Origin of the sequence: Microbispora sp. H10836, assembly GCF_012999525.1 — a bacterium.
Taxonomy (GTDB): domain Bacteria; phylum Actinomycetota; class Actinomycetes; order Streptosporangiales; family Streptosporangiaceae; genus Microbispora.
Window position 1 is genome coordinate 83,962 of the sequence record NZ_JABBWU010000008.1, and the last position, 19,989, is coordinate 103,950.

At 71.6% G+C, this 19,989-nt stretch carries 21 protein-coding genes; 7 read left to right on the forward strand and 14 right to left on the reverse strand.

Translation table 11 applies throughout. The features are described 5' to 3' along the window. The first annotated feature begins 9 nt into the window (after positions 1-9). Together HHX30_RS16705 and HHX30_RS16710 are read left to right on the forward strand one after the other, a co-directional pair. The gene (locus HHX30_RS16705; protein WP_311922494.1) at positions 10-693 is read left to right on the forward strand and encodes a hypothetical protein; all 684 of its coding nucleotides are present in this window, start codon (positions 10-12) and stop codon (positions 691-693) included. Beyond that, complete coding sequence (locus HHX30_RS16710) at positions 690-1,364, forward strand: DUF4166 domain-containing protein (protein WP_169982885.1); 675 nt, start codon at positions 690-692, stop codon at positions 1,362-1,364. The genes HHX30_RS16705 and HHX30_RS16710 overlap by 4 nt, the downstream gene beginning before the upstream one ends. Here HHX30_RS16710 and tnpA read toward each other — a convergent pair. Next, on the reverse strand, positions 1,310-1,759 hold the full coding sequence (gene tnpA / locus HHX30_RS43725; protein ID WP_396704256.1) for an IS200/IS605 family transposase: 450 nt from the start codon (positions 1,757-1,759) through the stop codon (positions 1,310-1,312). The genes HHX30_RS16710 and tnpA overlap by 55 nt on opposite strands. Positions 1,760-1,781: 22 nt before the next feature. Here tnpA and HHX30_RS16720 point away from each other — a divergent pair, with 22 nt between their 5' ends. Then, positions 1,782-2,978, forward strand: coding sequence for an RNA-guided endonuclease TnpB family protein (locus tag HHX30_RS16720; protein WP_169982887.1), 1,197 nt, complete (start codon positions 1,782-1,784; stop codon positions 2,976-2,978). Positions 2,979-3,071: 93 nt separating this feature from the next. Continuing rightward, on the forward strand, positions 3,072-3,701 hold the full coding sequence (locus HHX30_RS16725) for a TetR/AcrR family transcriptional regulator (protein WP_169982888.1): 630 nt from the start codon (positions 3,072-3,074) through the stop codon (positions 3,699-3,701). Positions 3,702-3,736: 35 nt separating this feature from the next. Here HHX30_RS16725 and HHX30_RS16730 read toward each other — a convergent pair whose 3' ends face one another. The 3 genes from HHX30_RS16730 to HHX30_RS16740 all read right to left on the reverse strand — a co-directional run bounded on the left by HHX30_RS16730 (position 3,737) and on the right by HHX30_RS16740 (position 7,751). Continuing rightward, on the reverse strand, positions 3,737-4,426 hold the full coding sequence (locus HHX30_RS16730) for an alpha/beta hydrolase (protein ID WP_169982889.1): 690 nt from the start codon (positions 4,424-4,426) through the stop codon (positions 3,737-3,739). A gap of 89 nt (positions 4,427-4,515) precedes the next feature. Further along, positions 4,516-6,537 carry a glycoside hydrolase family 6 protein gene (locus HHX30_RS16735; protein WP_169982890.1) on the reverse strand — a complete coding sequence of 674 codons (2,022 nt, stop codon included), beginning with the start codon at positions 6,535-6,537 and terminating at the stop codon, positions 4,516-4,518. Between the two features lie 236 nt (positions 6,538-6,773). Beyond that, positions 6,774-7,751: an NAD(P)-dependent alcohol dehydrogenase gene (locus tag HHX30_RS16740; RefSeq protein ID WP_169982891.1), complete on the reverse strand. Its 978-nt coding sequence runs from the start codon at positions 7,749-7,751 to the stop codon at positions 6,774-6,776. A gap of 102 nt (positions 7,752-7,853) precedes the next feature. On the opposite strand from HHX30_RS16740, the gene HHX30_RS16745 reads away from it, so the two are divergent. Then, positions 7,854-8,531 (forward strand): TetR/AcrR family transcriptional regulator, encoded by a 678-nt coding sequence (locus tag HHX30_RS16745; RefSeq protein WP_169982892.1) that lies wholly within the window; start codon positions 7,854-7,856, stop codon positions 8,529-8,531. 95 nt (positions 8,532-8,626) lie between these two features. Here HHX30_RS16745 and HHX30_RS16750 read toward each other — a convergent pair whose 3' ends face one another. The 5 genes from HHX30_RS16750 to HHX30_RS16770 all read right to left on the reverse strand — a co-directional run bounded on the left by HHX30_RS16750 (position 8,627) and on the right by HHX30_RS16770 (position 13,492). Further along, positions 8,627-8,764, reverse strand: a complete 138-nt coding sequence (locus tag HHX30_RS16750) for a hypothetical protein (protein ID WP_169982893.1) — start codon at positions 8,762-8,764, stop codon at positions 8,627-8,629. 209 nt (positions 8,765-8,973) lie between these two features. Further along, positions 8,974-10,602 (reverse strand): hypothetical protein, encoded by a 1,629-nt coding sequence (locus HHX30_RS16755; RefSeq protein WP_169982894.1) that lies wholly within the window; start codon positions 10,600-10,602, stop codon positions 8,974-8,976. Further along, on the reverse strand, positions 10,599-11,030 hold the full coding sequence (locus tag HHX30_RS16760; RefSeq protein WP_169982895.1) for a hypothetical protein: 432 nt from the start codon (positions 11,028-11,030) through the stop codon (positions 10,599-10,601). The genes HHX30_RS16755 and HHX30_RS16760 overlap by 4 nt, the downstream gene beginning before the upstream one ends. A 97-nt stretch (positions 11,031-11,127) precedes the next feature. Then, positions 11,128-11,835, reverse strand: a complete 708-nt coding sequence (locus HHX30_RS16765; protein WP_211592122.1) for an N-acetyltransferase — start codon at positions 11,833-11,835, stop codon at positions 11,128-11,130. 163 nt (positions 11,836-11,998) lie between these two features. Continuing rightward, positions 11,999-13,492 carry an MFS transporter gene (locus tag HHX30_RS16770; protein WP_169982897.1) on the reverse strand — a complete coding sequence of 498 codons (1,494 nt, stop codon included), beginning with the start codon at positions 13,490-13,492 and terminating at the stop codon, positions 11,999-12,001. Between the two features lie 54 nt (positions 13,493-13,546). Between HHX30_RS16770 and soxR the strand changes: the two genes are divergently transcribed. Next, complete coding sequence (soxR, locus tag HHX30_RS16775) at positions 13,547-14,011, forward strand: redox-sensitive transcriptional activator SoxR (RefSeq protein ID WP_169982898.1); 465 nt, start codon at positions 13,547-13,549, stop codon at positions 14,009-14,011. A gap of 87 nt (positions 14,012-14,098) precedes the next feature. Here the strand turns inward: soxR and HHX30_RS16780 are convergent, their stop codons facing one another. After that, complete coding sequence (locus HHX30_RS16780) at positions 14,099-14,938, reverse strand: NAD(P)H-binding protein (protein WP_169982899.1); 840 nt, start codon at positions 14,936-14,938, stop codon at positions 14,099-14,101. An 84-nt stretch (positions 14,939-15,022) separates the two neighbouring features. On the opposite strand from HHX30_RS16780, the gene HHX30_RS16785 reads away from it, so the two are divergent. After that, complete coding sequence (locus tag HHX30_RS16785) at positions 15,023-15,745, forward strand: TetR/AcrR family transcriptional regulator (RefSeq protein WP_169982900.1); 723 nt, start codon at positions 15,023-15,025, stop codon at positions 15,743-15,745. A 31-nt stretch (positions 15,746-15,776) separates the two neighbouring features. Here HHX30_RS16785 and HHX30_RS16790 read toward each other — a convergent pair whose 3' ends face one another. The 4 genes from HHX30_RS16790 to HHX30_RS16805 are packed head-to-tail and all read right to left on the reverse strand — an operon-like array spanning position 15,777 to position 19,941. Then, complete coding sequence (locus HHX30_RS16790; RefSeq protein ID WP_169982901.1) at positions 15,777-17,840, reverse strand: polyprenyl synthetase family protein; 2,064 nt, start codon at positions 17,838-17,840, stop codon at positions 15,777-15,779. Next, entirely contained in the window at positions 17,837-18,601 is a 765-nt protein-coding gene (locus tag HHX30_RS16795; protein WP_169982902.1) for an ABC transporter permease, read from the reverse strand. The genes HHX30_RS16790 and HHX30_RS16795 overlap by 4 nt, the downstream gene beginning before the upstream one ends. Before the next feature lie 35 nt (positions 18,602-18,636). Then, entirely contained in the window at positions 18,637-19,290 is a 654-nt protein-coding gene (locus HHX30_RS16800; protein ID WP_169982903.1) for an ABC transporter ATP-binding protein, read from the reverse strand. Between the two features lie 3 nt (positions 19,291-19,293). After that, positions 19,294-19,941, reverse strand: coding sequence for a hypothetical protein (locus HHX30_RS16805; RefSeq protein ID WP_169982904.1), 648 nt, complete (start codon positions 19,939-19,941; stop codon positions 19,294-19,296). Positions 19,942-19,989: the final 48 nt, after the last annotated feature.

Consider the following 19,989-nt stretch of genomic DNA (forward strand, 5'->3'; position numbering starts at 1 on the left):
GAGGTGTGCGTGGCGCGGTTCGTGTATGTGGAGTGCTTGGTCCGGGCCGATATGGAGGCCTTATGGGAGCGGACGCAGCGGCCTGAGCTGCATCAACGGTGGGATCTGCGGTTCACGGAGATCGACTACCTGCCACGTGCCGACGGAGAGCCGCAGCGGTTCCGGTATGCCTTCCAGCTCCTGCCCGGGCTGGTCATCACTGGGGCCGGCGTCACGGCCGGGGACCGTCACGATCCCGAACAAAGGACGTCGGCGCTGCGGTTCGCCTCGGACCACCCGCTCTCGCAGATCCGATCCGGCTCCGGCTACTGGCGGTACGTCCAGACCCATGACGGCGTCCGCTTCATCACCCGGTACGGCTATCGCCCCGGCTGGGGCAGGGCCGTGGACCTCGTGTTCCGGCCGCTCATCGGCAGGGCGACGGCCTGGTCCTTCGACCGGCTCCGCCTCTGGCTGGAGACAGGCCAGGCGCCCGAGCGCTCCCTGTGGCAGGCCCTCGCCGAACTCTGCCTGCGCACCCTCGCGACCGCCATCGCCATGACAACCACCCCGACCGCCGTCGCCTGCCTGATAGGAGCGGCAGCGATCCTCCTGCCGCCGCTTCCGTCGACCCCGGCGGCCCGCCGATGCCTGCGCCGCCCGCCCGACCGGCAGACGGCACAACCCCCGCACACCCTGATGGAGACCCGATGACCTCGATCTTCGAACGTGCCCTGGGCGCCGAGTTCGTCCGCCTGCACCCGCAACTCCAACGACGCTTCGGCGTCAGCGTCGCCGGCGGGCAGGCCTGCGTCGGCACGGGAGTGATGGAGCAGATCTGGCACGCCGGGTTCACCCGGCCGTTCCTGGCCCTCGGCGGAACCCGCAACATCCTGGTCCCCGAGCAGGGCCGGCAGGTGCCCTTCACCATCGAGAACTACCCGTACGTCGACTCGTACGGGCGGGAGACGGTCAGCTTCGTCCGCACCTTCGACCTGCCCGGCCGCCCCAGAAGGTTCGACGCGCAGATGGTGTACGACCCCGCGAGAGGCATCGTCGACTACCTGGGCTCGCACCAGCACCTGGCCGTGGACCTGGATCTCCAGGTGGACGAGCGCGGGGGCATGGTCATCCGGTCCGGCGGGTTCCGCTTCCACGAGGGGTGGTTGTCCTGCCGCCTCCCCGCACTCATGACCGGCACCGCCGTGGTCCGGGAGTCGTACGACGACGACGCCGAGGAGTTCCGCGTCGGAGTGACGGTCTCCCACCCCAGGCTGGGGCCGATGTTCGGCTACTGGGGCGCCTTCCGGGCCCGCTATGTCGACGTCACTCAGCACGGCGTGCCCGCTGTCATCAAGCCGCGGCGCGAAGAGGCACGCATATGAATCCCACACCGAGCTCGATCTTCGAACGTGCCCTGGGAGCAGATTTCGCCCGCTAAGTAGGGGTCCGACCACAGCTTGTTCGCCCGGTAATAGTGGCGGGCGAGTTCGGGGAACTCTTGCCGCATCCTGCGGGAGGACGCCCCTTCAACGAGTTGACGAGGCGGGACAGGGCTACCTTGGGCGATGTTCACCAGCAGGTGAACGTGGTTGGCTTCGCCGTTGAACTCGGCCGGTTTGCACTCGAAGTCCGCGCAGAGGTCCCGCATGATCTGCTCCCTGCGCTCCAAGTGGGCGCCGGTGAATATCCGATGCCGGAACTTGGTCACGAAAACCAAGTGGGCGCGCAGGACGAAAACGCAGTGCCTGCCGGTTCTAATGTCTCCATATTCGGTTATGGATCAAGGGTAGGATCATGGTGTGCAGCTCAGGTACAATTTCCGCCTCTATCCGACGCCGCGCCAGCGTCAAGCCCTGGCTCGCGCGTTCGGGTGCGCTCGGATGGTGTTCAACGACGCGCTGCGCATCAGGCAGGAAGCCCGCGAAAACGGCCTGCCGTACGTTTCGGACGGCGACCTGTCCAAGCGGGTTATCACCGAGGCGAAGAAGACGCCCGAGCGGGCCTGGCTGGGCGAGGTGTCGGCTGTGGTGTTGCAGCAGGCGCTGGCGGACCTGAACACCGCGTACCGCAACTTCTTCGACTCGATCAACGGGAAGCGGAAAGGGCCGAAGATTGCCCCGCCCCGGTTCCGGTCCCGCAAGGACAACCGGCAGGCGATCCGCTTCACGAAGAACGCTCGGTTCTCCATCACCACGGGCGGGAAGTTGCGCCTGCCGAAAATTGGCGACGTGCCGGTGCGCTGGTCCCGGCCACTGCCCGCCGACCCCTCGAGCGTGACCGTGGTAAAAGACGCGGCCGGGCGGTACTTCGCCTCGTTCGTGGTCGAGGTCGCCCAACAGCCTCTTTCACAGGTCGCGCCAGAGGCCGGGATCGACCTGGGGCTTTCAGCCTTCGCGGTCTTGTCGAACGGCCGGAAGATCGACTCGCCGCGTTTCCTGCGCCGGGCTGAGAAGAAACTCAAGCGGCTCCAGCGGGCGCTGTCCCGTACAGCCAAGGGGTCGAACAACCGGGCCAAGGCCCGGCTGGCAGTTGCCCGCCAGCACGCGAAGGTCGCCGACGCGCGCCGCGAGTTCCACCACCAGGAATCCACGAAGCTGATCCGCGAGAACCAAGCGATCTACGTGGAAGACCTGGCCGTGGCGGGACTGGCGCGCACCCGGCTCGCCAAGAGCGTGCACGACGCGGGCTGGTCGGCGTTCGCCGGGATGCTGGAGTACAAAGCTCGCCTGTACGGGCGCGTCTTCCACCGGATCGACCGGTGGTTCCCCTCCTCCAAGCTCTGCTCGCAATGCGGGACACTGGCCGAGTCGATGCCGCTGAACGTCCGGGAGTGGACCTGCCCCTGCGGGGCGGTCCACGACCGGGACGTCAACGCCGCGAAGAACATCCTCGCCGCCGGACGGGCGGAGAGGCTAAACGCCTGTGGAGCGCAGGTAAGACCAGGCCCCGGTCTGGCACAGCGCGAGGAAGCAGGAAGCCTCAGAGGTGCCGCGTGAACGCGGGGCACGGGCTGAATCCCGGCCCTCGGGCCGGGAGCGCGTCAAGGTGAGGCCGCGGCGCGAAGAGGTACGCCGCTGAGGGAGGGGACGATGGGCGACACCCGGACGAGGCTGCTCGAAGGCGCTCTGGAGACCTTGCGCACCCAGGGCATCGCCAAGGCCTCGGCGCGGGCCATCGCCGCCGCCGCGGGGGTCAACCAGGCGCTCGTCTTCTATCACTTCGGCAGCGTCGACGAGCTGCTCGCGGCGGCCCTGCGGTACGGCTCGGAGCAGCGGGTCGCCGTCTATCGGGAGCGGTTCGCGTCCGTGACCTCCTTGAAGGAGCTGCTCGATCTCGGCCGTTCCCTGCACGCCGACGAGCGCGCCGCGGGGAATCTGGCCGTGCTCGCCCAGATGCTCGCGGGGAGCCAGGCCGATGAGCGGCTCGCCCCCGCCACCGCCGGGGGGCTCGCCCTGTGGGTCGCCGAGGTCGAGGACGTGCTGCGACGGGTGCTGGCCGGCAGCCCGCTCGCGGAGTTCGTGGACGTCGCCGGGCTCGCCCGCGCCACCGCGGCCGCCTTCGTCGGCCTCGAACTGTACGAGGGCGTCGACAAGGCCGGCGCGGAGCAGGCGTTCGACAGCCTGGAGCAGCTCGCCGGCCTGGTCACCGTGCTGGAGGACATGGGCCCGATCGTCCGGCGCACCGTACGCTCCCGCCTCCGCAAGGCCAACGGCGATTGACGAGCCGGCACCGCTTGAGTAGTGCCTGTCCCCGGTCAGAGCCCGGTGCGGTACGCCTCAAGGCGGTCGGCCAGTTCCTTCGGGTGACCGAGCATCGGACAGTGATCACCAGGCATCTCGTCCGGTTGGAAACCGAGACGCTCGGTGACGATCCCGCGCATGAACTCGGCCGGGAAGAAGCGGTCGCCGGCGGCCAGCAGGAACCTGGTCGGCACGTCCGGCCAGGATGCCAGCGGCCACGGGTTGCCGAATGGGGTAGGCGCCTGGTGCCGCTGGTGTCGGGCTACGAACTCGGCGGCCAGGTCTGCCGGGGTGTCGTGCAGCACGAGGGAAAGCGTGTCCTCCTCCGTGCCGCCCGGGGCGCCTCGGCGCCGGTCGGCTTCCTCCCGTGCCGCCCAGTAGCCGGTGTTGCCCCACCATTCGCCGGGCGATTCGGCGGGAGCCGGGATCTGAGCCTGGAGCATCACGAGCAGGTCGGCAGGCACCCGGTCACACACCAGCGGGCCGGTGAACCCACCGAACGAGTGGGCGACGACGACCAGACCGGTGCGCCCGCCGATCGCCTCGACCACCGTGTCCGCGTACTCCGCGAGCCCGGCCGACTCCTGATCACAGGGCAGGTCCGGCGCCACCACATCGTGGCCCCGGTCTCGCAGGGCGGCCGAGAGCGGTCCCCAATACCAGGAATCGACCGCCGCAGCGTGGATCAACACGTAAGTCGCCATTAGACAGAATCCTCTCAAGTTGTCGATCTACTCGTACGGCGTACCGTCCGCGCTCGCCTCCCGCAAGGCCGGCTCCGCAGAGAAGTGGGTCAGCGCAGCGGCGGGACGGCGTTGCGGGCGCGTTCGAGGGCGAGGGCGGGCCACCAGGTGCCGCCGACGGGGTCCACCTGATGGTGCACCGGATCCTCCGGCCCGGAGCCGCCCCGCAGGCACCGGCCGTTGGACTCGCCGGGGTGGCGGATCCACAGGAAAGCGTCGGCCAGCTTGTCGCCGGTGTCGGTGGTCGGGCGCAGGCCGATGCCTCGCCCCGGAGGATTGCACCACAGCTGGGGATCGGCGTACTTGCCCTTGGGCGCCTCCCACGTGCCCTTGCCGTTGCGGCTGGTGTCGATGACGAAGTGGGTCAGCGGTGCCCTGGCCGGCACGGCGTCGATCGCGGCGTCCGGACAGGTGCCGCCGCCGTCGGTGGTCAACAGATAGACGCAGCGGGAGAGCCTGTTCCCATACCAGAGGAGATCTTTGGTCGTCTGGAAGTCCGAGCTGTTCAGGTAGAAGCCGTCGGCCCGCCCCACCCCGGCGTTCACCAGCCGGTCGGCCATCTGGACGAAGTCGGGCCAGCCCAGGATGCCGCCGTCGAGATAGACGGCCGTGTGCGCGAGCGCACCCAGGCGGTCAACCGCGTAGCCGAGCTCGCGGTAACGCTGGGTCATCCCCGCCTTCCCGCCCGACGGGCAGTCGTCGGTGCCGGGGAGCTCGGCGAGGCTGTTCGGTTCGAGCACGACCACCGCCCGGCCCGCGCCGATGCCGGCCGCGATCTGGTCGATCCAGTCCTTGTACGCCCGCTCGTCCGGCGCCCCCCGATCGGAACAGTCGAGCAGGGGGACGTTGTCCGTGAGGAACACCGGCACGGCATCGTGGGCCGCGGCGAGCCGCATCGTGGACGTGACCGTGGTCTCGACCTCAGTGGTCGATCCGTTCAGGTTCACCGAGTGCGGCACCGCGGCCAGCGCGCGCATCAGCGCGGCATCGGCCTTCTTGCCCTGCGCCTCCCAGACGTCCGCCTGGTGCAGCGGGTCGGGCTCCTGCTTGTACGCGAACCGTACGCCGGGCTCACGCAGCGGATTGCCGCCGGTGCCGGCGGCGGAAGCGGACGGAAGCGCGGAGGCCACGGAGGCCGCAGAGGTGGCGGATGCGGTGGCGGACGAGGCGGACGTGGCCGGGCCCGGCGAGGTGCCGAACCAGGCGGCGGTCACCGCCGCGACCAGGGCCAGCGCGCCCGCCCCGGTCCCGATCATCAGGCCGCGGCGTCGCCCGCCGGCCCCGGGCAGGGTGACGGCGGACGGTGTCGTCGAACCGGTGAGCTCGTCGAGGATGTCCTGCACGGTCGGCCGCTGCGCCGGGTCTTTGGCCAGGGCGCGGGCGACGAGCGTGCCCAGCGGTCCGTCGAGGCCGGTCAGGTCGGGCGTCCCGTTGACGACCCGGTTGAGCACGACGGGGAGCGATCCGTGGCCGAAGGGGGCGTGGCCCGTGCCCGCGTACGTGATCGTGCTCGCCCAGGCGAAGACGTCCGAGGCGGGCGTGAGGGAGCCGCCCTCGAACTGCTCGGGGGACATGAACGAGGGCGTGCCGACGACCGCGCTGCTCATGTGCCCGGCCATGTCGGTCAGGTGGGCGACGCCGAAGTCGATGACCTTGGGGCCGACGGGGGAGAGCAGGACGTTGCCGGGCTTCAGGTCGCGATGGATGATCCCGGCGGCGTGGATGGCGCGCAGGGCGGTCGCGATGCTGACGGCGAGCCCGTCCAGGTTGGAGCCGCGTAGCGGTCCGTCTCGTTCGACGGCCTCGCGGAGGGTCGGCCCGGGCACGTACTCGGTGACCAGATAGACGGTCTCGCCGTCCACCTCCGCGTCCAGCACGGCGGCGGTGCAGAAACGGGCGACCCGCTTGGCCGCCTCCACTTCGCGCCGGAACCGGCGGCGGAAGCCGGGGTCGGCGGCGATCGTGTGGTGGAGCAGCTTGACCGCCACGTGCGTGCCGTCCGGCGCCTCGCCCAGGTAGACGGTGCCCATCCCGCCCTCGCCCAGCCTGCGCAGCAGCCGGTAAGGCCCCACCTGGGCCGGGTCACCCGCCCGCAGGCCGGACTCGTGCTGCCCCGGTAAGCCCCCAGCCTCGCCGCCGCCGTTCACATCGCCCCCGCTGGGATGTCCGGAAGGTCAGGTCACTACGGATCTTATTGACCGCCGCCGGGCGCGGCCATGGCCGGACGCGTGCCATCACGGTGAGGCCGTGAAGGGGAACGAAGCGGCGTCGGCCCTCCCGCCCCGGGCGTCCGGGCCGCGAACCGCCTTCAATCGACCTTGACGACGTATTTGCCCCGCACCCCGCCCGCCTCCAGCGCCCGGTGTGCCGCCGCCGTCTCCTCCAACGGGAAGCACGTGTCCACCGCGGGGCGCAGTCTCCCCTCCGCCACCTCACGGGCGAGGTCGTCGAAGAGTGCCCGTTTGGGGTTGCCGCTGAAGAAGCGCACCCGGCCGCGTCCGTGTACGGCGCTGGCGGCGATGTAGCCGAGTGAGGCGGCGAGCCGTGTCAGGTCGAAGGCGATGGTGACCATGCGACCGCCGGGCGACAGCAGGCGCCGGAAGGCCCGCAGGTCGGTGCCCGCGGTGTCGAGGACCACGTCGAACGGGCCCAGTTCTGCCGGCGAGACGGTCCGGTGGTCGATGGCGTGGTGGTCGATGGCGTGGTGGGCGCCGAGCGTACGGACGAAGTCGAGGTTGGCGGCGCGGGCCAGGGCCGTGACCTCGGCGCCGTAGGCCCGTCCGAGCTGGACGGCGGCGTTGCCGACGCCGCCCGCGGCGCCGCGTACGAGCAGTCGTTCGCCGGGGCGCAGTTTGGCCTTGTCGCGCAGCGCCGTGATGGCCGTGGTCGCCACGGGCAGCGCGGCGGCTTCCACCAGGTCCAGCCCGTCCGGGACCCGGCCGAGCCGCTCGGCCCGGACCGTCACATACTCGGCGGCGCTGCCGAATCCGGTGCGGCCCACGATGCCCCACACCCGGTCGCCGACCACGACGTCCGTCGTGCCGGCGCCGAGCGCGGCGACCTCGCCGGTGAAGTCCAACCCGGCGCGTTGCGGGAACCTCCGTCCGGTGAGGAGACGGAGGCTGCCGGAACGGGCCGCCGTTTCGCCGCCGTTGACGCTGAACGCGCGCACCCGCACGAGCACCTCCCCGGGCGCCGGTTCAGGGCGCGGCACCCGGCCCACGTACAGCACCTCGGGGCCGCCGTAGCGGTCGAAAAGCACTGCTCTCATCATGCGGTCGTCCATCGTTCTCACCTTCGCCACCAGTGGCCGTGCGGGGGATCTGGCCCGAGCGTAGGCTCCCAAACGGACGGCACCGTCCGTTTGGACCGGAAGTGAGAGACAGTGGTGGAGGAATCCTCTCGGATCGCCGACCCGGGGCTGCGGGCCGACGCCCGGCGCAACCTGGGCCGCATTCTCGTCGCCGCCCGTGCGGTCTTCGCCGAGCACGGGATCGACGCGCCCATGGCGACCGTGGCCCGGCGGGCCGGGGTCGGTGTGGCGACGCTGTACCGGCGTTTCCCGACCCGGGACGCCCTGGTGCGGGCCGCGTTCGCGCAGCAGATGGAGACCTGCGCCCGAGCGCTCACCGAGGCACTGGCCGACCCCGACCCCTGGCGGGGCTTCCAGCGGCTGTTCGAGACGATCTGCGAGCTTCAGCGGCAGGAACAGGGCTTCCCGGCCGCGTTCGTCGCGGCCTTCCCGGACAGCACGGCGGAACACGCCCAGGCCCGGGAACGGGCTGAGCGGGACCTCACGACCCTGGTCCGCAGAGCCAAGGCAGCGGGCGCGCTGCGGGCCGATTTCCACCCGTCCGACCTCGCCGTGGCCGTGTTGTCCCACTGCGGTCTGGTCGCCGCGCTGCCGCATGACAGTGCCGCGTCCCGGCGCCTGGTGGCGTACCTGCTCCAGTCGTTCCGCGCCGAGGCGGCTCACGGGGCCCTGCCGCCGCCGAGCGCCCTGTCGCTGCGCGGTTTCCCGATCGCCGCCGACGGCTCCCAGAGACAGCGCCCCTCCAGGGCCTGACACGAGAGCGGGCGACGCCCGGTGGTGGCGCTACTGCACGCAGAGCGCGGCGGGACGGCGACCGGTCTGTGCGCGCCGACGCCACCGGGACCCTCCTACACGGTGCCGCGCAGCGCGACGGCCGCTGCCGGGCTGAGGCCGATCGCCGCCGCGACGACCGCTCCCAGGAGCATCGACCGCCCGGCGAGCCGTCCGCGCCGGTTCCCGCCGTACGGTCCATCGTGCCGGGCCATTCGCGTCTCCCTTGATCAGCGCCTTGTGCATCGACCGTGCAGGATGTGCTCTGATCCCCGCTTATGCGCATGATCTCGGGGCGTGAAGTCATCGTAGGTTCGCCGTTTCCCGGCGGCCATCCTCGGCCGCGTGGGCGGCACGGACATGCTGGTGGGCGATCACGGCCGATGTAAGTTTCGGCGCCCTCGCCCCGAGCCCTTCCTGCCCGTCAGGTCCGGTCGCGACGGCCGTTGTCGCGGTCCTCGTCCTTCCCGCTGTGGTCGAGGCCGGTGAACTGACGGATGTACGCGTTATAGGCGTCGGCCCGAAGCCTGGCCGACGGCGATCGAACATCCCGGGCGATGTTCTGGGGGAGGCCGCCGGAACCGGCCCGCCTGGACTGGTAGTCCCGCAGTCGTTCCCGATGCTCGTCCGCCCAGTCGTGCAGCGCCCCGATGCGGGCGAAGTAGAACGCCGCGGCCAGCAGGGGCACGAGGAGAACCGTCGTCGCGACAGCGCCGATGTCGTGCACGAGCACCCCGAGGATCAGGACGGCCCCGACCACGCTGCCGGCTCTGATCAGACCCCTCCGGACGCTCGCGCGGTCGGTCCGGGCCTCCTCGGCCCACGCGCGCACGCGCCGCAGCGGAGGCTGGTACGCCGCGCCCAGCTGTACGACTCGCGGTAGCCGGCCCGCGTACGCCGCCAGGGTCAGCGCGATGACATACCAGGACACCGTCGCGGCGATGTCCGGACGCGCCCAGCCCCACATGATCCAGGGCACCGGGATCGTGGCCGCGCCCCAGGCCCCGAGCCACAGCGCCGCGCGGACGGCCGCTCCCGATCGAGCGCTGGGCGAGAGCCGGCGGCGCTCGTAGTCGGCCCACTGCCGGTCGCGCAGGGTGGAGGCGGCGTCCAGCGCGGTCGATATCCGCTGGTTCTGCCGGTCGACCGCCGCCTGGTGACGCTGCTGTTCCGCCTGCGCCGCGGCGAAAGCGGTGAAGTCGGCGCGCACGAGCCATCCGACAGGGGTGTCCGAGCCGCCGTCCCGCGCGCGCAACCAGTCGTACCAGCCGATCTCACCAGTGGGGGGAGGCGTCACGCGCTCGCAGCCGGCGCGCAACCACGTCCTGCTCTCCGGATAGGGCAGGAGGGCCGCCAGCAGCAGCCCGCGCGCCCCGCTCTCGGCCCATTCCCGGGCTTCCGGCGGCAGTCCGGGAACCCGAGCCGCCAACCGTCGCCACGAATGCCAGGCCTCGTCCCATGCCCGCTGCGTTCCCCGCAGCGCGCTCAGGCCGGTGAACCCGGCCAGGGCTTCCAGCAAGCCGCCATCGCAGAGGTCGCGGTAGAGCTCCCATTCCGGGCCGCTTTCCCCCAGACGACCGATCCTGCATGCCTCGGAGAGCGACTGCGGGGTTACGACCGTTCCTCGCCAGACGGCTTCGCCCTGCGGATCGAGCCAGCCCAGCAGGTGAAGCAGTTTGAGGTCGGCCGGGAGTCCGTCGTCGCGGAGCCGATGGTCGACGAGTTCGATCTGGGCGGTCAGGTCGTCGGCGGTGAGACCGTCGAGCTCGTGCAGCCAGGCGAGAAGTCCGAGCCACCCGTCGGAGGGGGTGCCTGTCGTGCCCGCGCCCTCGAAGAACTGACGCCTCGCGGCAGCCCAGTCGAGGCGGACGGCGGCGGCCAGTTCCTCCCGGGTCGTGACCGCCGCACCTGCGAGGACCAGCGGCCGGCGCTGCGGCGCCGGATGGTGGATGTGGTTGATCTGGACGTTGCGATCGCCGAGTTGGAAAGGGGCCGGGCCGTGGAAGACGTTTCCCGATACTCCGTCTCTTCCCGATTCGGCGTCGCGGGTCATGCCCTCGGCCCGAAGTGGTTGTCTTGACGGTTGTCGTTCCCGACCTGGAATGCGGTCGGTCCGTGGAAGACGTTCGCCGACACTCCCCCCACCGATGCCTGACGAGCCTGGTCGGCGATGTCGTTCAGCTCGCGGGCGACCCGTTCGCGTTCGGCCTCGCCGAGACTCTCCAGCAGCATCTCGAATCGGGCCGTCCAGGACGCCTCCTGCCGTGCCCGTATCAGCGCCGATTCCTCCGGGGCGAGCGAGGCGAGGTCCGTCGCGGTCTGATCCAGCCGCATCAGTTCCGCCTGCTCACGTTCGGGATCGTCGCGGCCGAGCACGTGCGCCACCCGCTGCCGCACACTCACCCACACGTCCGTGCCCGCGGCCTGCACCACGGCGGTTCCGCCCGCCGCGGCCACCGCTGCCAGCCATTCGACGAGCATTCCCGGCCTCCTTACAAGATCTGATGACACTGTATATCTGGCCTTGACGAGGTCGCCGGATGTCTGGAAATCGACCGGTGAAGCGAGGCCGCCTGATTCAGATCAGGACCGTCATGGACTCGTCGACCACCTGAAAGCCGAGCCTCTCGTAGAGGCGACGGGCGGGGTTGCCCTCGGTGACCGCCAGGCCGATCGTGGTCAGCCCGTCCGCGGCTGCACGGACCAAGGCGGTCGACAGCATGAGCGCGCCGAGGCCCCGCGGCGACCGCTCGGGGTGCCGGAACACGTCCGCGATCCCCGGCCCCCGGTTGGAGTCGTTGACGAAGACGCCGCCCACCACCTCGCCGGGAGAGCCGTCCCGTACGGCGAGCACGCTGCACGGAAGCAGCGGGCCGATCTCCTCGCCGTTGAGCAGCGGAACGAGCTCCTCCCGCAGGGCCTTCCCGGCGTCCCGGGGGCGGTGGTCGGGATGGCCGGGCGGGTAGGCCGCGAACCACGCGGGGAAGATGTCGGCGGGCGCCCGGTCGCAGGGCGTGATCTGGAAGCCGTCGGGAGCGGCGCCCTCGACGGGCCGGGCGATCGGCAGATCACACCGCATCACAAAGGCGTGCCGCTGCAGGCGGGCGCCTCGCTCCATCAGTTCCCGGCCGAGCTCGACCGGCGCGGATACGGCCCAGCCGCCGAGCCGTGACATGATCACGGCAGCGGCGTCCGGGCCGATGTCCTCGACCGCGTAGGCCCAGGGAAGGCCGTCACGGACGCCTTCCAGGTAACTCATCACCGGGACGCCCTCAGCGTCGGTCAACCTCCGCCGCTCCTCGCTCATACGCCGAAGGGTCGCGCAGTCGCGGCCCGGCAGGCAACCATCGCGCCCCGAGATTGCCGAGAGGCGCTATTGCACGCAGAGAGCGGACACCGTCACGTCGTAGATGTACCAGCTTCCGGTCGGAGTCATGTAGACACTTCGTTCACCGGGTTCGTGCATCCGGCGTGCTTTCCTGGTCGATGCGTCTCGCCGGGCGGAGCAGGGACACGACCAGACCGGCGAGGGCCGCCATCAGGACCGCGCTCACCACCGCGGCCAGGTGGAATCCGTGAACGAAGGCCGCGCGGGCCCTCTCCAGGAGCGAGGGGAGATCCGCGGCCACCGCTGCGGTCAAGCTATCTCGGACGGTTTCTGGGGCCGAGGACATGTCCGCACGGTAAATCGCGGTGATCAGGCTGCCGAGCACGGCGATGCCGAGCGCTCCGCCGACCTGCGGGGCGGTGGAGGAGATCGCCGCCGCCGCGCCTGCCCGCTCGGGCGGGGCCGAGCTCACGACCAGGTCGGTCGCCAGCGCCATCATCGGCCCCAGACCGGCGGAGACGACGACGGTTCCGGCTACGAGGACGGCGAGATTCCCGGACACCTGGCTGAGAATGAGATATCCGGCGGCAGATATCGCCAGGCCCGTGCCGATGACGATCGCGCTGCCGGTCCTGCGCGCGATCCTCGGCGCCAGCGTGGATCCGGCTATCACCCCCAGGGCGGCCGGCGACGTCCACAGGCCCGCCTCCAGCGGTGACTTGCCGTACACCAGTTGCAGATACTGCGCGACGGCGTAGTTGGAGCCCCACAGGACGAAGATGCCGAGCGCCAGTGTGGCGGCCGCGACCGCGAACGTGCGGTCGGTGAACAGCCGCAGGTCCACCAGGGGGTTGGCGAGGCGGCGCTGTCGGCGCGCGAACGCGCCGGCGACCGCGATTCCGGCCGCGATCGCGATGAGGGACATCGGCTCGACGCCGTCGGCGGCGATCTGCTTGAGCCCGTAGACGACCGGCAGCACCGCCGCGAGCGACAGCACCGCGCTCAGCCAGTCCAGCCGGCCCGCGCCGGCGTCCCTGTGCTCGGGAAGCGTGAACGGCGCCACGACGAGCAGCGCCGTCATCACGGGTACGGCCAGGAGGAACGCCGACCCCCACCAGAAACGCTCCAGCAGCCAGCCGCCCACCAGCGGGCCGATCGCGGTGCCCGCGGAGACGGCCGAGACGACGATGCCGATGGCCACCGTCCGCTGTCGGGGATTGGTGAACATCGACGTGGTCAGCGACAGCGTGGACGGCATCAGGGTCGATCCGGCGACGCCCATCAGCGCGCGGGCGGCGATCAGGCTCCCGGCGCTCGGGGCGTACGCGGCGAGAACCGCGGCCACGCCGTACGCGGCGGCCCCGATGAGCAGCACGCGGCGGCGGCCGATCCGGTCACCCAGAGCGCCCATCGTGATGAGCGCTCCGGAGAGGAGGAAGGCGTAGACGTCGGCGATCCACAACAACTGGGTGCTGCTCGCCGTCAGGCCCGTGCCGATGGCGGGCAATGCGAGGTTCGTGACGGTCAGTTCCAGAGAGGCGAGGAGGGCGGGCAGTGTCAGGACGGCCAGGCCGATCCATTCCCGCCTCCCCGCGACCAGGTGCGTCTGGGGCATGGAACCCAGGATCAAACCTCGACTATGGTCGAGGTCAAGCCTTAGTCTCCGGCTATGACGATCGCGAAGGAACTCACGGTCGGACAGCTCTCCGCCCGGTCTGGCGTCGCGGTGACCGCGCTGCACTTCTACGAGGAGAAGGGGCTGATCCGCAGCCGGCGCACGCCCGGCAACCAGCGCCGTTACCCCCGTGACACGCTTCGCCGGGTCGCCTTCATCCGTGTGGCGCAACGCGTCGGCATCCCGCTGCGCATGGTCGGCGAGGCCCTGGCCACGCTTCCCGAGGGACGCGCGCCGACGCGCGAGGATTGGGAGCGGCTGTCCTCCGGCTGGCGGGCGGAGCTCGACGCCCGCATCGAGCAACTGGTCAAGCTCCGTGACGACCTGTCCGACTGCATCGGCTGCGGCTGCCTGTCCATCGACCGCTGCGTCCTGCGCAACCCCGACGACCGCCTCGGCGCGGATGGGTCCGGCCCGCGCCGACTGCTGGTCCGCGAGGCGGAGGCCGGTAGCTCATGACCGGGATGCCGGCAGCGCCGGTGAGGCTTCGCCGCTCGTCGCCCATACGCCGAAGGAGCGCGCGGCCCCGGCCCGGCAGGCAACCCCTCATCGGTTCGCGAGCACGTCGCGGAGCGCGGTCGGCTTGCGGCCGAGCAGGTCGCCGAGCGCCGGTCCGACCTCGGCGAACTCCCCCTGACGGCCGGCCTCGAACATGCCCAGCAGGAACCGGGCCTGCTGCTCGGGCACGCCGCGCGACACCATGCCCGCGACCCACTCGTCGTCCGGGACGGTGACGCGGGTGATCTCGCGACCCGTCAGGTCGGAGGCGATCGCGGCGACGTCCGCGAGGTCGAGCGGCTCGGAGCCGGTCAGCGGCGGCGTGACCCCGTCGAGCCGGCCCTCCTCGGTCAGCGCGACGGCGGCCGCCTCGGCGAGGTCGGCGTGGGCGGTCCAGGAGACCGGGCCGTCCTCGGGCGCGGCGAGCGCGCCGGTCTCGAGCGCCTGCCGCACGAAGTGGAGCGCGGTGGTCGCGTAGAAGCCGTTGCGCAGCGCGGTGAACGCCACCCCACATGCGCGCAGGTCCTGCTCCGTCTCGGCGTGGGACGGCATCGGGAGGAAGGGGGAGGCCGGGTTCGCGCCCATGTGGCTGGTGTAGACGATCCTCCCGGCGCCCGCAGCCCTGGCCGCCTCGATCGCCGTACGGTGCGGGCGGGCGTCGGCCGGGCCGGAGACGACGAGCACCTGCGAGGCGCCCTCGAACGCGTACGCCAGGCTCGCGGGGTCGGCGAAGTCGCCCTGCCGTACGCGGACGCCGTGCTGGGCGAGGTCCTCGGCTCGCGAAACGTCGCGGACGCTGACGCCGATCCGGTCGGCGGGAACGCGCGCGAGCAACCGCTCGACGACGCCGCGGCCGAGCTGACCGGTCGCTCCGGTGATGATGATCACGGTCCACCCAGTGCTATCGCTGATATTGACTTCACGCTAACACTGGAAATTCAGTGATAGCAACTTACTGATATCGTTGGAAGCATGAGCGACTCTGAGAGCGAGACGGCGAGCGGCCGCGACAGGACGCGGGCGCACATCGTGTCGGTCGCGGCGCGACTGCTCGCGAGCGGCGGGCGCGACGCCCTCTCGACCAGGGCGGTTGCCGCCGCGGCGGGGACGCAGGCACCGACGATCTACCGCCTGTTCGGCGACAAGGAGGGCCTGCTCGACGCGGTCGCCGAGTACGGCTTCGGCTCATACCTGCGGGACAAGAAGGCGAGCCCGCCCGCCGGTGACCCGGTCGAAGGGCTGCGCGCCGGGTGGGACCTGCACGTCGGGTTCGGGCTGGCGAACCCCGCCCTGTTCTCGCTCATGTACGGCGATCCCGCACCGGGCCGGCAGTCGCCCGCCGCCGTCGCCGCCTTCCGCATGCTGGGGGAGCGCATCCGCGCCATCGCCGCCGCCGGCCGGCTGAAGGTCGGCGAGCGCCTGGCGGCGGACCTCGTGCACGCCGCCGGCTGCGGCACGGTCTTCACGCTGCTCGCCATGCCCGAGGAACGGCGTGACCCGCGCCTGTCCGAGGTGGCCCGCGACGCGGCGATAGCCGCCATCACCACTGACGCCCCCGTGGTCGAGACCCCCGGACCCGCCGCGGCGGCGGTGGCACTGCGCGCCGCGCTGCCCGACGCCTCGGCTCTCACCGACGGTGAACGTCACGTGCTCGGCGAATGGCTCGACCGCCTCGCCGCCGACCGATCCGGCTGAGATCTCGGCGGGAGCGCTCGACAAGGCGGCGTCAGCGTGCCGCGCCGGTCTCGGCGTACTCCAGCAGGAGCTCCCGGCGCAGCCGGGCCAGGTCGGGTCCGCCTCCGGTGGCCGTACGGCTGTAGCGGTCGGTGCCGTGCAGGCCGCGCCAACCGGGCAGCCGCTCCTGGATGAGGTGCATGAGACCGAAGTCCGGTCCGGAGGCGGTGCCGCCCGCGGCGGCCCGCAGGAACGCGGGGGCGGAGGCGAGCATGGCGTCGAGCTGGGCGTGGCCGTCCTCGACCTGCCGGGTCACCTCGTCGATCGCCTCCTGCCTGGTGCGGCCGGTCTCGTGGCGGAGCACCCTGACCAGGTTGTAGGGGGCGCCGATGGCTTCGTCCTGCTCCAGGGTCCGCAGGTCGTTCTCGGTGAGCGCGGTGGCCAGCCCGAGGTCCAGCGCCCGGCGGAAGAGCGGATGGTCGCGGACGGCCGGGTCGATCTGCCTGCCGTACGTCACCTCGAAGAGGTCGAGGGCGAGGTCGGGCCCGGCGCTGCGCAGGCGCAGCGGGAGCTGGTCGCGCAGGCTGGGGACGAACCCGCTGAGCCGATGGCACGCCTCGCGCTCGCAGGCCTCCAGCCATTCGGCGAGGTGGTCCAGGGCGCGTGCCCGCCACGAGGGCGGCTGCGTCGCGCGGATCCCCGCCCAGGCCTGGGCGAGAGCGGTGGCGACCGCCCCACCGGCCTCCCGAGCGTCGCCAAGCTGACCGAGCTCGCCGAGTTCGCCGAGTTCGCCGAGTTCGTGGATGAGAACGGTGAGCCTGTGCCGCAGCCGGACGACCTCCCCGGGGTCGGTGAGCTCGGGGTCCTCCAGGAGGTCGTCGAGCACGTAGCACACCAGCATCCACCGGCCCAGCGTCTCGGCCTGCCCGGCGTCGGCGTCCGGCCACAACCGCGCGGCGGCCGAGGCCATGCCGCTCCACCGCGGATGGCGGGCCTCCTCCGGCGTGGCGGCGAGCCCGGTCTGCAGTAACCAGGCGTCCAGCCGCTCCTGCACCCGCTCTCGCAGCTGCCCGGCGACGCCTGCCAGAGCGGGGGACGACGCGGGGGACGACGCGGGGGACGGCGCGGGCACGGTGACGGGAGCCGGACCGGCCGGCCTGTCCGTGTTCATGATCGATAGCGCGTAACCGGCCAGCGCGTCGCGTGACCGCGGATCGCCGAGGCCCTCAAGCCGGCCGAGAGCCGCCTCCATGTGAACGTCGACGACCTGCCGGGCCTCGTCCACCGCTCCGCACGACAGGACCAGGCGCCGGGCGGTCTCGGCCTCGGCCGCCGTCAGGCCGCGGCGCAGCAGCCGGGCGAGCGCGGGCTCGCGGGCCAGGGCCCTGATCACGGGGAGCGTGTAGACGCCCTCCACGATGTCGGAGTTGGCCGGCTTCCCGAGGCTCCCGGCCGTCGCGGTCAGGTCGAGGATGTCGTCGCGCACCTGATAGGCCATGCCGAGATGCCAGCCGAACCGCGCCAGCGCGTCCTCCTCCTCAGGGCCCCGCCCGGCCTGCATGGCGCTAAGGCGGCAGGCCAGGGACAGCAGCTCGGCGGTCTTGGCGCCGGTCACCTCCAGGTAGGCCTCCTCGGTGCGGGAGAGCAGGAAGCGGTCGGCCGTCTCGGCGATCACCCCCGCGCAGGCGCGTTCGCCGGCCTCCGCGGCAATCAGCACCTCGCGTTCGCCCAGCTCCGCGAGGATCCGGCTGCCGTTGACGACCAGGAGGTCACCGGCCAGGACCGCCATGCGCGCGCCCCACACGCTGTTGACGCTCGGCCTGCCCCTGCGCTGCCGTGCGTCGTCGATCACGTCGTCGTGGTAGAGGGACGCCATGTGCAGCAGTTCGACGGCCGCCGCGGCGCGTACGGCGCGGACGCCGGCGGCCCGGTCCGCACCGGCGAGCAGGTAGTACGACAGCAGCGCCAGAGTGGGCCGGATCAGGCGGCCGTGGCCGCCCGGCGGCTGCCTGGTCAGCGTGGCCAGATCCGGCCGGCCCGGCACCCCGGCCAGACCGAGGATCTCCCGCACCCGTCCCAGGTCGGATTCCACGGCGGGGAAAGACTGCGTTGTCATGGGTGGCTCCTGACGGGACTCACGGACACCGGCTCAGCGAGCGGCCGGTGGACACGCGTACGGGCGGCGAAGGCGGAGATGCCGAGGGCCGCCGTGACCAGCGCCCAGCACGCGGCCGGGCCCGCGGCGTTCCAGGGCACCGTGTCCAGGGCCACGGACGAGACGGCCCACTGCATCGGCCCGTAATCGGGCAGGTAGCGCACGACGACGCTGGCCGCGGCCGGAGTGGCGAGCGGGCTCTGCAGGGCCAGGTCGATCGAGCAGATCACGGTGACGAGGACCAGACCGGCCAGATCGGTGGTCAGCACCGCGGCGAGCGCGATGCCGATCCCTCCGTAGATCAGCGCTCCCCCGGCGAGGGCGGCGGTGAGCAGCAAGGGCTGCGCGGTCGGGTGGGTCAGGCGGATCAGGCCGGTGGCGTAGAGCGCGACGCAGAGCGCGACCACCACCAGGGCGGTGAGCTTCGCCGCGATCAGGGACAGCCGCGGGAAACCGGCCCGCACCAGCCGGCGGTCGAAGGACGCCGAGCCCAGGGTGGTCACGAACATCATGAACCCGGTGATCAGCGCCGAGATCTGCAGCGCCCCGGCGAGCTGGTTGAGGACGTTGGCCGGCAGCGTGACGGTCCGGCCGGCGGCCCGGAGGTGGAAGGGGAGCGCGATCTCCAGGGACAGGGCGTAGATGAGGATCGCCCACACCGGGATGAAGACCACGACGATCACCAGTGCCAGCCGGTTGCGCAGGTGCTCCACGAACGTCATGCGCACGGCGGTGGCGTAACAGGTCCAATGACCCCTCATAAGGCACCGGTCCTGTCCGCGGCCCTGTCCGCAGCCCTGTCCGCGACCCGCAGCACGCCGCCCTCCAGCCGATGAAGGATGTCGAGGCGCGCCGCGTCGTACGCGAGGTGGGAGACCACCAGCACCGAGCGGCCACGCGCGCGCAGTTCCCCGGCCAGGTCCCAGAACCGCACGTACGTCTCCCAGTCGAAGCCCTGGTAGGGCTCGTCGAGCAGGAGCACGTCCGGGTCGTGCATCAGGGCCAGGACGAGGTTCAGCTTCTGCCGCGTCCCGCCGCTCAGCGTGGCGGGGCGGGCCCGGCGGGAGCCGGAGAACCGCAGCGCCTCCATCAGCTCCTCGGCCCCGCGCAGGTCTTCCAGGCCGTAGGCGACCTGGAAGAACCGCAGGTGCTGCTCGACCGTGAACGCGTCGTGCAGCACCGTCTCCTGCGGGCAGTGACCCACGCGCCCGCCGTGGCGCACCGACCCGCCGTCCGGCCGCAGGTCGCCGGCGAGGACGCGCAGCAGCGTGGTCTTGCCCGCGCCGTTCTCCCCGACGATCCCCATCACCCGGCCGGGCGGCAGATCGAGATCCACCCCGCACAGGACCGGGCCGCCCCGGTAGCCCTTCCGCACGTCCCGCACCCGCAGCACGGGCTCTTCCGACGGCATCGACTACTTCGGCGCGTCGACGGTGACGAAGGCGACCGTGCCGCTGCCCTGGACGCTGCTCACACCCTTGCTGGAGCACTGGCTGACGTCCGAGGTGGGAGCCGCCTTCCCGGCGATCCGCCTGCCCTTCATCTTCCCGTCGGTGACCTCGCCGACGAGCATCATGTCGCCGGGGTTGTACGCGTTGATCGCGTCGAGGTTGGGACGGATCGTGGAGCTGCCCAGCGACTGGCCCTGGCCGTCCTTCCAGCTGACGATGCCCGTGCCGGTGACGTTCTGGACGCCGGTGCAGGACGCCTGCGCGCTGCCCTGAAGGGTGGCCGTTCCCGAGCGGATGTTGGGGAAACTGCCGTCGGGGGAGACGCAGCCGGTGAGCGTCAGGACGCCCTTGGCGGTCACCGTGCGGGCCTCCTTGCCCACGGCCGGGTCGCTGGTGATCGGCTGGCCGCCGCCGGTGCTCACCGCGCAGGTCAGCACGGTGTGGCCGCCCGGCTGCTTCGGCGAGGGGTCGGCGACAGGTCTGGTGCGCGCGCCGCCGCCCGACGCGCCTTCGGCCACCGACGGGACGACCGTCAGGGCCAGGCCCAGCACGGCCGCTCCCGCGGCGCCGAGACCACAGGCCAGGTACGTACGAGATCGAGAAACGCTCATGGACATCCCCCCGAATGATTGCTGACGGTAATCTAACTATCACAATCA